The following is a 12,242-nucleotide window of genomic DNA, read 5'->3' as shown; positions in this document are numbered from 1 at the left end:
GTTCCCTCCCTTTCCGTTGTCCCGCGCTTCTGCGATAGCGCCCTTACCGGGCGTTCTCAGCGCTTGGATTGGAAGCTAGGGGAGCAGGGCCTGATGACGACGGCCACATTGATCATCACACGGATTGACCGGTCAACGCTCGGTATCCTCATGATGGTGTTCGGCATCTTTCTCTTCATGGCGAACGATGCCCTCGGCAAGTTTCTCGTAGAGACCTATTCGGTTGGGCAGGTTCTTCTTCTGAGATCGCTTGCTGCGCTGCTGATCCTCCTGCCGCTGATCTGGCGGATCGGCTTCCGCTCGCTGGTCCGCGTCGAACGGCCGGGTCAGCAAGTGTTGCGAACGATCTTTGCGACTGCCGAGGTAACGGCCTTCTACGGCGCCCTGGCCTATCTGCCGCTCGCCGCAACCCTGTCCTACTGGCTGGCGGCGCCGATCTTCGTCGCAGCGCTTGCGCCGCTTTTTCTGGGCGAGTCGGTAGGCCTGCGACGATGGACGGCGATCCTCGCAGGCTTCGGCGGCGTGCTGATCGTTCTCCAACCCTCCGCCGCGACATTTTCCGGCGGCGCACCGATCGCAATCTTCGGAAGCTTCGCCTTTGCACTGATGATGCTGACGACCCGCTCGCTTCGCCAAACGCCGGACACCGTGCTCGTCTTCTGGCAGACCGCCGGCGCGCTTGTCGCGGGCCTTGTGCTTTCGCTGTTTGCATGGACGCCGCTGACCCTCGCCGGCTTCGCCAGTTTGAGTGTTCTCGGCCTTGTCGCTCTGGCGGCCCATCTATGCGTCACGCGCGCGTTCAAGCTTGGCGATGCGGCGAGCATCGCACCGCTTCAATATACGATGCTTCCCTGGGCAACGCTGTTCGGCTTCCTGTTCTTCGACGAAATCCCAAGATGGACGACGCTTCTCGGAGCCCTCGTCATCATCGCCTCCGGTCTTTTCATCTTCTTTAGGGAACGCCAAGTGGCGAGGCGGGAGGCGATGCTTGCCCAAACCCCACTACCGCCCGGTTGCTGAGACCCGATAAGACACTGGAAAACCAAAGGCGCGCCCTGTCCCGGTGCCGCACTTCATGTAGGGTACACCCGATTTTCCGAACCCGCTTCACGAGTTCCACCTTTGTCGAGCTTCACCTTTATCCACGCCGCCGATCTCCACCTCGGCAGCCCGTTCCAGAGCCTGGCGGTGAAAGATGCGACCATTGCCGCACGGTTCGCACAGGCAACCCGCGGCGCGTTCGTCAAACTGGTGGATGAGGCGATCAAGCGGAAGGTGAACCTTCTGGTGATTGCCGGCGACGTCTATGACGGCGAGTGGAAGGACAACTCCGTCGGCCTGTTCTTCAACCGCGAGCTCGCGCGGCTCGCCAAAGCCGATATTCCGGTGGTTTTCCTGAGGGGCAACCACGATGCGGAAAGCGTGGTGACAAAGAGCGTGCCACTTCCGGCAAGCGTGCAGCAGTTTCCGACCAACAAGCCTGCCACCATCCGGTTCGATGAATTCGGCGTCGCGCTCCATGGCCAGGGCTTTGCCGAACGGGCGGCGCAGGAAAACCTCGCCCTCGCCTATCCGGCTCCCGTGTCCGGCCTCTTCAATATCGGCGTCCTGCACACCTCCCTCACCGGCCGGCCACCACACGATGTCTATGCGCCCTGCACGGCAGACGACCTGCGCAATCGCGGCTACGATTACTGGGCCCTCGGCCATGTTCATGAATTCGAGGTCGTCAGCGAGTACCCGCATATCGTCTTTCCGGGCAATCTTCAGGGGCGCAGCATCCGCGAGACCGGCGCGAAGGGCGCGGTTCTGGTCGCGGTCGAGGATGGCCGGATCCGGGATGTGGAACGTCTTGTCTTCGATGAAGCCCGCTGGGCCCATCTCGCAGTCGATGTCAGCGATCACGAAGAGCCGGGCACGATCGCAAATGCGGTCGCGGCCTCCTTCGAGGCAGAAGCGGAAGCAGCCGGCGAGCGACTTCTCGCCTTCCGCATCGAACTTACCGGTTCCTGCGCGTTTCGTCGGCGGCTGATCGCGAACCGCGAGATGCTCGCCGACGACATTCAGGCAGCCTGCCATCACCATCACCCGGATGCCTGGCTTGAGAAGCTGGCGGTCAGCGTGAGCGATCCAACCGCCGAAGAGCTCCGCCCCGCGATCGATCGGTCCATCGATATCGAGGCCATGGTCACGGACGTGCTCGGCGAGGCAGAACGCCGGGAGGATGCCGAGGAGATCGTCCGCCAGATCTGCGCGAAGCTGCCCGGCGGCATCGGCAGTGGAGAAACGCCGCTGGGAGGACCCGATGATCTGATGGCGGAGGCGCGCGACCTTCTGCTCACCCGCGCCGAGATCGAGGCCTGACGGAAAGTATGCGGTTCAAGCGTCTTCATCTTCTGCGTTTCGGCACCTTCGACGATCACGAGATCGCATTTCGGCCCGATGCGCGCCTGCATATCGTCTACGGGCCGAACGAGGCGGGCAAGTCCACGACGCTGTCCGCGTTATCGGCGCTTCTCTTCGGCTTTTCCCACCAGAAGACCCACGACTTCCTGCACCGAGCGGACACGCTGCGCATAGCAGCGACGGTTGCGGCCCGCGATGGCTCAGAGCTTGCCTTCCGTCGCAGGCGCGGCAACAAGGCGACGCTTCTTGCCGACGACGAAACGGAAACGGCGCTGCGAGACGACGCGCTGGCGCCGTTTATCGGCGGCCTCACCAAGACGGTCTTTGAAAGCGCGTTCGGTCTCAACTCGACCCGCCTCAAGGAAGGCGCCGAGGCAATGCTTGCCAGTGACGGGGAACTTGGCGGCACGTTGCTTGCCGCAGCATCCGGCCTCACCGGGCTACGCGATCTGCGCGCGCAATTCGAAAACGAGGCTGCGGACCTCTACGCCCCGCGAGCGAGCACGAAAGACTTCAACGAACTCGCGAAACGCTGGGACGCCGCACGGCAGAAGGTTCGTGAGACCGAGCTACGCTCGACCGATTGGAAGGCGCTCAATGCCGAAATCGACACGCTCGCGCGCCGGCATGAAGAGGAAAAGGAACAGCTCTCGGCCCTGATCCGGCGTCGCGACGCGCTTGGCATGCTGAAGAAGCTCGTCCCCGTCGTCGCCGAGATCGATGCGAGCCTACGCAAACTGCAAAATCACAGCGATCTCGAAACCTTGAGACCAGGCTTTGCCGATGGCCTCAGTAAAGCGCTGGGAGATCGCGCAACGTGCACCAAAGCCCATGAGGAGGCTTCGCAGCGCCTGCTAGATGCGGAGGAGGCCGTTGCCGAGATTGATGTGGACGAGAAGATCCTCGCTCACGGAAAGGCGATCAGCGCCTTGCACGAACAGCTCGGCAATTACCGGAAGACGCGGGAAGATCTGCCGGCCGTCGCCCGCGAGCAACGTGGCTTTGCCCACGACATCGAGGACCGGCTGAAACGGCTCGGTCTTCCGGCCGACGCAAGCGGCCCTCAGCAGCCAACCGATGCCGCGCTTGCGCTCGCCGCCCAACTTGCCGAGGACGGCAAAAGTCTTGCCCGCGAACTGACGGGCCTGACGAAGCAGATCGCCGACGAGCGGGAAAACGAAGAGAACCTCGAACGCCATGCTCCCTCCGGCCGGTTGACCGATCCAAAGCCCCACAAGGATTGGATGGCGGCCCTGCGCCCCGAGATCGATACCGTCGAGAAATCCCAGCAGCTTGCGCTCGAATACCGAAGCGAGGCCCGGCGCATCCGCGATGCGGCGCTCGCGCTCGATCCGTCAGTCGCCGATTTCGAGCGGATCGTCGGCGTCGCGCTTCCCTCCATCGAGACCGTGTCCGCTCAAATACAACGGCTGGAAGCGGGAGACCGCGCCATCGGCAAGATCGAAAGCGATCTCCAGAGGATCGAAGACGAAATTGCACGAAACACAAAACTGCTGCGCGACACCGAGCGCGGGGGCGAAATCCCTTCACGCGAAACCATCGCCTCAGCCAGGAAAGCGCGGGACGAAGCCTTCCGCCCGATCGCCGCATCTGCGCTTGGCAGCGCCGCGCGCCCCGACCCCGCTGAAGCGCATGCCCTCGTCGAGACGTTCAGCGCGCACCTACGCTCCGCCGATCATCTGGCAGACGCTGCCTTCGCCGATGTCGAACGCGTCCAGCGGTTCAGCGATGTGAGCGCCCGAAATGCAGACTTAGAAACCGAACGATCGAGGCTTCAAGGCGCGCTGGCCGGACAGCGCGCCGCGGAGGACAGCGCCGGGGCGGACTTCGCGGCACTCTTCGCGCCACTGGGCGTTGATGCCACCGCCCCGGAAAAGATGGTCGACTGGCTGAAGGCGATGCGCGACCTGCGGGACGCCTATCGCCAAAACGAAGGTCGGTCGGACCATCTGTCGTCTGCCGCAGACGGGGAAGAAGATCTGCGCAAAAGCCTGATCGCTGTCGCGCAGAATGTGTGGATCGACGAGGCCGAAGCTCTCGGGACGATCCCACTCGTCCGCTCGATCGGTCAGCGGATCGAGGAAATCAGCGAGGCCTGGCTGGAAAGCCGCGACCATGCCGGCCGCAAGCGCGATGTTGCGCGACGGATCGAGAGGCTGGAGGCGCAAAAGGCCGAGCTTTCGAAGCGCCTGGAGATGTGGCGCAAGGATGCGGATGCCACCTTCTTGAAGCTTAGCCTTGCGAAAGGGTCCTCGCCCGACGAGGCTTCCGCGACGATCTCGCTCTGGCGGGACCTTCCAGGCATCGAACGCCAGCGCCTCAACCGCGAGGAGCGCGTCCGGGGCATGGAGCGCGACGCGCGACGCTTCGAGGAGGAAACGCGCGCGCTCATCTCCGAGATCGCGCCTCAGTGGAGCGACCTACCGGCGGAACGCGCCGTGGAAGAGCTGCAGGAGGCAAGCGGGATTGCCTATCGCGCGAGCGCCAAGCTGACCGAGCGCAAGGCCGCGCTCGACCGCGCCAGACGCGAACGCGACCAGCGGAAAGCGCAATCCGAAGCCGCCGGAGAAAAACTTTCCGATCTTCTGTCCGCCTGCCCCGACGGCGTCGATGCTGCAAAATTGATCGAACGGCTGAACGAGCGCGACCGTCTTCGCGAGGCCGCCGCCCAATCCCGCGCCCGTCTGGTCGACATCGCTCCGTCCTGGTCAGAGGACGAAGTACGGCAGGCGCTCGAGGGTTTCGATCCATCACGCGCAGATCTGGACCTCGCCGATCTCGAAAAAGAAGAGAGCGATCTCAGCGCGCAATCGAACGAAACCTATGCGGAACTTCGCCAGAAACTGAATGAAAAGGAAGCGCTCGGTCGTGGCCAGGGCGCAGAAGGCGCCGTTTTCGAACAGAAGGCGGTGGAAGCGGAGATGCTCGACCTCGCGCGCCGCTGGGCCGTTCTCAAGATCGCATCGAACCTCGTTTCCGCAACGCTCGAAAAGCACCGCCAGGGTCAGGACGCGCCGCTGATGCGACGGGCTGGCGAGAGGTTCAGGACGCTGACCACGGGTGCCTTTCCATCTCTCTCCCAGCAGTTCGACGAGAACGACGAAGCAAGGCTCATGGCCGTGCGCGAGAACGGCGACAGGCTGAGGATCGATGACCTCAGCGACGGCACCCGCGACCAGCTGTTCCTCGCGCTTCGCCTGGCCTTTATCGAGGATTATGCGAGCCGCAACGAACCGATCCCGTTCATCGGCGACGATATATTCCAGACCTTCGACGACAATCGCACGGCGGCAGGCCTCCGGACGCTGGCTGAAGCCAGCGAGCACATGCAGCCGATCCTCTTTGCCCATCACCGCAGCGTGGTGGAGATTGCAAGGGATGAGCTCGGCCGTGATGTCGATATCATCGAACTCGCTTGATTCAACGCGTCTGAAGCGAAACGCTGAGGATCTCGGAATTCTCCGTCATGGACCTGAATTCCCGCTCGAACGCCCGGCAAACACCGAATAGCCATGGCTATTCACCCGAATGGTCGAGGCCGTCGCTACCCAATATGGCGAGTTATGCATCTGGCGAGACCGAGGCATGCCGATAGGGCAGGTCAAGCGTATTGTGCAGTGCAGCATCAATGGCTAGCTTGGGTGTTGAGCGGGGCGGCCAGTAATTTTCGGTCCCAGTCGGGGTATCGACGCTGCACCCGCTCCTCACGTGATGAGGACACCCAATCATGAGAACCGCTCTTCTAGCAGCTGCTGCAACCCTCGTGCTCTCCACGCCCGTTCTGGCAGACGATATCGCCGCGAATGAGGGACGCGCCGTGTCACTCGCCGGCGTTAACGGATCGGTCTACTACACGGAAACCGCAGGCGAATTCGAAGTCGTCACGACACTTTCCGCCGAGGACAGCCAACGTCCGATCCGCACGCGTGCCACCCTGCAGAACGGCCAGTCGATGACCGTCGAAGTGCCGGGCAAAGCGAATGGCGAAGCAGAGTTCATCACGATCAAGCGCTCCGGCGATACACTCTCAATCGTATCGAAGCCCGATCTCCGCGCCTCGCTGATGACCGAGTAAGACCGGTGGACGTTTGAAAGCACCGCTTTCGAAGGTCCGTCGGCAGGCCGAGCGGCACTTGAGCCACCAGCCGAGTCAGAACTGGCCCGGAGGGTCAGTTCATTCGTTCGGCGGCACGATCCCGAAAGTCCGCAATTGTTGTTCTCAAGGCCCTCGGCGCACTCCCACGCCGGGGGCTTTGCTGTTTCCGCAACAGGTTCATCTGGCAGCTCATTCAAGGCGCACCTTACCGAGACGCAGGTAGCAGAGCCTGCCGTTGGAAGAGAAACTCAGAGCGGGTATCCGGCGCGGACCGCGCCACTATGCTGGCAATACGGATCTGGAATCTCGGACGGGGCTGCGGTCGAGGCCGCAATGACGGTTAGAGGCGCGCTCTTCGGTAAGAAGGCCAGTCTCCGCCAGGCACGATAGGATCTTCAGATGACAGCTGCGAGATGTAGACCCAGGCCTCGACGTCCGGTTCGATGAGCCGGATCTTGCGTCGGATATAAAGGGAACCCGCCTCGTTATCGGGGAAGTAATCCTCGTAGCCATCGAAGATCGTGAAGGCCTGAATCCCGACAAGCTGGTGCAATTCGCCCTCGACGACACCACGATCTGCCGAGGCCCGGAGCTTATCGTCGGGGAGGAAGAAGCCTGGATAAGCACCATGATCGCGAAGCGTTCCAGCCATCCGGCAGGGGCCGACGAATTTGGACAAACCGGCGCGAGACGGTGCGGTTGAATCGTTCGCACGCTCCATGAGCGACCCGTAAAACGCGATATAGTCAGTCATACTCTTGCTGTTTAGATGTCAGGGTAACGGTCGGGCATTTCGCAGACGCGTCATCCTTCATGCAGGCTACAAATCGAAAGAGCGCGAACCGGTTGGCTCGCGCTCCTTAATCATGTCCTTCGTCAAAAGGAAAAGATCAGCATCCGCTGGAAGACAGCGTCACGGTCCGATCTTTCACACCATCCACGGTCACGGTGCAGCCGTCTCCAAGGTCGAACGAGCTGCCGGTCTTCACCGCTTCGCGCGCACCATTGAGCACGGCCAGCGTTGCACCATCATCTGAAACCGACGAGATGAAGACGCTCTTGTCGCCGAACTTGGCAGCCTGACCGATCCTCAAGCCGTCGCTTCCGCCAGAGGAAGCTTCAGAGTTAGCCTGCTCACCGCCCGAAGCGGCATCCTGCCCGTTTGAGCCCGTGTCGGAACCGGAAGCCTGGCTGTTCGAGCTGTCCTGTGACTGCTGTTCGGACTGGTTGCCAATCGATTCCTGCGCTTGGCTGTTGCCAGAACCAGCTGCCGCATCGCTACCGCTCTGGCCATCGCTGGACGACTGAGCTGCCTGACTACCATTCTCCTGGCTGGAGCCGTTTTCAGACTGCGCGTCCTTTGCCGAGGCACAAGCCTCTTCGGACAAACTGACTTCAGCGCCTTCGGCGCTGTCCAGCTTGACGGCACATCCGTCCTCGTTGTTCGAAGACTGGCCCTCAGCGGCGGCAGCAGCTTGATTGCCGCTCGTGCTGGAGCCGTTCGTCGACTGGCTCTGACTGGAAGATTGCAAAGCCTGCTCAGCGTTCTGACTGCCTGCCTGGCTCGCAGACTGGCCTTCGCCACCCGAGGCCTGGCATCCTTCGGCCGATAGTTTGATGGAACGCCCTTCGACACTGTCGAGCGTGATGGAGCAATTTTCGCCCGCGTCGAAAGATTGCCCCGCATTCACGGTCTCACGGGCTCCCCCGACGACTGCCAGCGTCGCGGCACCATCAGCGATGGACGATACGAAAACGCGCGTGTCGCCGAACCGCGCGGTCTGGCCCACGGTCAGGCTCTTGTCCGAGCCGGCGCTCTGGTCGGAAGAGCCTTCACTCTGTGCAGCCGACTGGCCTTCGGCGCTCTCAGCTGTGCCACTATTGGACTGCTGCGTTTCGCCAGACTGACCGGACTGGCCGGACTGTTCGTCAGAGGACTGCTGATTGCTCTGCTCGCCAGACTGCTCTCCGCCAGCGGGTGCCTGACCTGAATTCGTTGACTGTTCTTGCGAGTCTGCCGACGATTGATCAGAAGACTGCGCGCCGTCCGAAGCATTGGCCTTTTCAGCCGAACCGCCGTTTGCGTTGCCGCATTCGGCGCTGGAGAAATAGGCTGCTCCTCCCGCGACACCCGCAAGCGTCACCGAGCAGCCATCGCCGAGATCGATGCTGTCACCGGCTGCAACATCCCGTTGCTCGTCACCACCACCAAGGGCGACTTTGGCCGATCCGTTCTCTTCGTCGATCGAGACGAGATTGAGCTGAGTCTGACCGAATATCGCTGCCTGTTCAGGAAGCAAAATCGCGCCAGTCGCACCGATCTCTCCTGCCAGAGAGGCAGGGTCCGCAGAGCTGGACCCGGAACCTGCGCTCGCAGATGCGTCGCCGGACTGATTGTTATTCTCTGATGCAGCGCATCCGTCCGCCGTTACGAACGCAGCGCCTGCAGCGACACCCGCAAGCTGGAGCGAACAATTGTCGGAGAGGTCGACGCTATCGCCACTTGAGACCTGCTTGTCCTCACCGCCAACGGAAAACGTCGCGCTTCCATCTTCGACACTCGACAAGGCGACGTCCGTGCCACCGAAAATCGCGCCCTGCCCCGAAAGAAGCACCGCACCAGACGGACCAATCTGCTGGAGCAAGCCAGCGATATCCTGTCCGCCATCGCTCGACTGCCCACTCTCTGAGCCTTGCCCGTTCGACTGCGACTGCGATGCGGATTGAGCGGGCTGCTCACAGCCTTCTGCGCTGACAAAGGCGGCACCTGCGGCCACACCTGCAAGGCTCAGAGAACAATCTTGCGACAGCTCGACACTTTTGCCGGATTCGACCTGCTGCTCTTTGCCATCCACCGTAAAGGTTGCCGAGCCATTGTCGCCATCGACGCTGGAAAGCGTAACTTCGGTGCCACCGAAAATCGCGCCCTGCTGCGCAAGAAGAACGGCACCGCCTGAACCGATCTTTTTCAGAAGCGCCGCGGCACCATCCTGACTTTCGTTTGACTGGGCCGAATTCTGCGAACTTGCGGCCTGCATATCCTGCATGGCCTTCTGTTGTTCGGCAGCGCGCTGATCGGCCGCCGACTGGGCCTTTTTCATCTCATCGGACATCGAGGTCTGCGCCTCGCTGATCGCCGCCACCTTCTGCTCAAGGCTGTCGATCTCGCTGCTTACCTTACTGGTGATGGATGACGTCTGCTCCTGAAGCGAGCTGCTGAGCTGCTCCATCTGCTGCTGTAGCTTGGTGACCGGCTCCTGAATGCTGCTCTGCAAGCCGGACACGGCCTTGCTCGCGGCCTCAGCTGCTTGATTCGATTGAGCGGACAACTGCTCGCTCATCGAGGACACCTGAGTCTGTATCGCGCCAACCTGCTGGGCGATCGACTCCTGCTGCTTCGCAACGGCATCCTGTTTCGCAGCTATTTCACTGGAGAGGGATGAGACGCTGTTCTCAACGGAGGATTGGACATCGGCGACCCGACCTTCCACCGCATCCACATCCGGCCCCATCAGCCAGCCCACGAAAAGGCCCACCAAGGCGGCAACCACGATTGGGATAAACTTTGATCCGCCCATAGGACCCCTCTCCTCCGTATCCTAGCGCTATGAACGACAGAGTTGCGACCTTGACCGATCAAGTCAACGGTCGCTCTTTCAAATTCGTCTGACCATGCCACCTTTCACCCTGAAATCAGGATATTCCGGAGCCACGATGCCAACTCAACTTTCCGTCAATGTCAACGCGGTCGCCATGCTCCGAAACCGCCGGGACTTGCCCTGGCCGAGCGTCACGGCACTCGGCCGCATAGCACTTCAGGCAGGAGCCCATGGGTTGACCGTTCATCCGAGACCGGACCAGCGCCATATCCGCTTCTCCGATCTTCCGGAGATCCGAAGCCTGATCGACGAGGAATTTCCTGAGGCTGAATTTAATATAGAGGGCTATCCTTCTGACGATTTTCTGAAGCTCGTCGGGGGCATTCTGCCTGAACAGGTGACCCTCGTTCCGGACGATCCGAGCCAGCCGACATCGGATCACGGTTTCGACTTCAAGGCGGAAAAGGAATGGCTGAAGCCGATCGTCGAGCAGCTGAAAGCGAAAGGCGCCCGCGTCTCGATCTTTTCCGACGCCGATCCTGACCAGATGGAAGCTGCGGCCGAGACGGGTTGCGACCGCATCGAACTTTATACCGGGCCCTATGGCGCGACGTTCGACGATGCCTATGCAGCGAACTCGGAGATGGCAAAGCTCGGCGCCACTGCCGATCGGGCAATATCCCTCGGGCTCGGCGTCAATGCGGGGCATGATCTGACCGTTGAAAACCTGCCACCGCTGGTAAGGCGCATTCCTGCGCTCGCAGAAGTTTCCATCGGTCACGGCTTGACGGCCGACGCCCTGGAATACGGAATGGCCGAGACCGTCAGGCGGTTCAGAACCGCATGCGGTCAGGATGTCGCCGAGTGACAGATCAGGTGGGCGGGTCGATATCGGACAGTGGTACGGGCGGCGGGACTCGAACCCGCACGGCTTGCGCCTCGGGATTTTAAGTCCCGTATGTCTACCATTCCATCACGCCCGCTTGACCGTCCGGCGCGTTGCTCCGCCGACAGGTTCCTCAAAAGCAAACGTAGAAGACCTTGGCAAGCGCTGCATTCGCGACCGAGGTCATTCGACGTTTGGACGTCAGCGAACCTGATCGAGCAATCTCTTGCATTCAAGAAGCTCAAAAATGACGTCCTGGAGCTTGTCGGCCTGCTCCTTGCTGAGGCCCGCCGCCCCTGCCTCGCCGCTTGTCTCGATGCGGCGACGTAAAAAGCCTCCGAAACCGGATCGCCGCTCATGATCCGCGCTATGGGCTCGAGGTTCTTCAGCCCCCTGATCCGCCATTGGCGGCGTAGTCAGTCCGAAATCGTCGGGCAGCTCGTACAGGGATGCGGACTGCGGAACCGTGTCAGGCGTTTCGGAGCCCTTGTCCTCGACGGGCTGCGGCTCGGATCTCAGGTCGCCAGAGGCCGTCGCTGCCACGAACCGAACGCCTTGCTCTCTCAACAGGCGCTGGACGCCTTTGATGGTGAACCCCTTGGCGTAGAGGAGAAAGCGAATACCATGCAGGAGTGCGACGTCTTCGGGCCGATAATAGCGGCGACCGCCGCCGCGCTTGAGCGGGCGAACCTGCGGAAATCGGGTTTCCCAAAAACGGAGCACATGCTGCGGGATCGCAAGCTCACTCGCAACCTCGCCGATCGACTTGAAGGCCTCCGACGACTTCTCGTCCATGATCAGCCCTCGCTTTCGAAGTCGTTATTCAGCAGCGCGCACATCGGTCGTATCGAAGGCATCGTCGTTGTCGGCGATTCCCTCTTTCCGAGAATGCGCCTCCAGGATTCGCTCCTTCAGAACATTCGAAGGCTTGAACACAGTGACCTTGCGCGGCGAGATGGGCACTTCTTCGCCGGTCTTGGGGTTGCGGCCAACGCGCTCGTTCTTGTCGCGAACAAGAAAGGAGCCGAAAGAGGAAATCTTGACCGGTTCGCCATTTGCGATCGTATCGCAAACCTCTTCCAGAACCATCTCGACCAGCGAGGCCGACTCGGTTCTCGACAGGCCTATCTTGCGAAACACCGCTTCGGAAAGGTCGGCTCTCGTCAAAGTCTTACCGCTCATGGGCTCCCCTCCGGACATCATTTCAGGAGCTCCGGCACTAAAATCTCGAACG

General features: G+C 61.5%; 9 protein-coding genes and 1 tRNA gene. 5 read left to right on the top strand and 5 right to left on the bottom strand.

Going from position 1 to position 12,242, the window contains the following annotated elements; genetic code table 11:
- The first annotated feature begins 93 nt into the window (after nucleotides 1–93).
- From ABDX79_RS00985 to ABDX79_RS00970, 4 genes are all read left to right on the top strand, one after another.
- Nucleotides 94–1,020 carry a DMT family transporter gene (locus tag ABDX79_RS00985; protein ID WP_346218391.1) on the top strand — a complete coding sequence of 309 codons (927 nt, stop codon included), beginning with the start codon at nucleotides 94–96 and terminating at the stop codon, nucleotides 1,018–1,020.
- A gap of 102 nt (nucleotides 1,021–1,122) precedes the next feature.
- The gene (locus ABDX79_RS00980; RefSeq protein ID WP_346218390.1) at nucleotides 1,123–2,364 is read left to right on the top strand and encodes a metallophosphoesterase family protein; all 1,242 of its coding nucleotides are present in this window, start codon (nucleotides 1,123–1,125) and stop codon (nucleotides 2,362–2,364) included.
- Between the two features lie 8 nt (nucleotides 2,365–2,372).
- On the top strand, nucleotides 2,373–5,846 hold the full coding sequence (locus ABDX79_RS00975; RefSeq protein ID WP_346218389.1) for an AAA family ATPase: 3,474 nt from the start codon (nucleotides 2,373–2,375) through the stop codon (nucleotides 5,844–5,846).
- Between the two features lie 308 nt (nucleotides 5,847–6,154).
- On the top strand, nucleotides 6,155–6,502 hold the full coding sequence (locus ABDX79_RS00970) for a hypothetical protein (RefSeq protein WP_346218388.1): 348 nt from the start codon (nucleotides 6,155–6,157) through the stop codon (nucleotides 6,500–6,502).
- A 361-nt stretch (nucleotides 6,503–6,863) separates the two neighbouring features.
- Here the strand turns inward: ABDX79_RS00970 and ABDX79_RS00965 are convergent, their stop codons facing one another.
- Nucleotides 6,864–7,277, bottom strand: a complete 414-nt coding sequence (locus tag ABDX79_RS00965) for a gamma-glutamylcyclotransferase family protein (RefSeq protein ID WP_346218387.1) — start codon at nucleotides 7,275–7,277, stop codon at nucleotides 6,864–6,866.
- A 136-nt stretch (nucleotides 7,278–7,413) separates the two neighbouring features.
- The gene (locus tag ABDX79_RS00960) at nucleotides 7,414–10,101 is read right to left on the bottom strand and encodes a GumC domain-containing protein (RefSeq protein ID WP_346218386.1); all 2,688 of its coding nucleotides are present in this window, start codon (nucleotides 10,099–10,101) and stop codon (nucleotides 7,414–7,416) included.
- A 136-nt stretch (nucleotides 10,102–10,237) separates the two neighbouring features.
- Between ABDX79_RS00960 and ABDX79_RS00955 the strand changes: the two genes are divergently transcribed.
- A complete protein-coding gene (locus tag ABDX79_RS00955) occupies nucleotides 10,238–10,990 on the top strand; it encodes a pyridoxine 5'-phosphate synthase (protein WP_346218385.1) in 753 nt (250 codons plus the stop codon).
- Between the two features lie 31 nt (nucleotides 10,991–11,021).
- Here the strand turns inward: ABDX79_RS00955 and ABDX79_RS00950 are convergent.
- From ABDX79_RS00950 to ABDX79_RS00940, 3 genes are all read right to left on the bottom strand, one after another.
- A tRNA-Leu gene (locus ABDX79_RS00950) sits at nucleotides 11,022–11,105 on the bottom strand.
- A gap of 104 nt (nucleotides 11,106–11,209) precedes the next feature.
- Nucleotides 11,210–11,803, bottom strand: coding sequence for a MerR family transcriptional regulator (locus ABDX79_RS00945; protein ID WP_346218384.1), 594 nt, complete (start codon nucleotides 11,801–11,803; stop codon nucleotides 11,210–11,212).
- Nucleotides 11,804–11,827: 24 nt separating this feature from the next.
- Nucleotides 11,828–12,190, bottom strand: coding sequence for an integration host factor subunit alpha (locus ABDX79_RS00940; RefSeq protein ID WP_346218383.1), 363 nt, complete (start codon nucleotides 12,188–12,190; stop codon nucleotides 11,828–11,830).
- Between the last annotated feature and the right edge of the window lie 52 nt (nucleotides 12,191–12,242).

This window comes from Fulvimarina fulva, from assembly GCF_039652615.1.
In the GTDB taxonomy this organism is placed as follows: Bacteria; Pseudomonadota; Alphaproteobacteria; order Rhizobiales; family Rhizobiaceae; genus Fulvimarina.
This window is presented reverse-complemented; position numbering and strand designations above follow the sequence as displayed.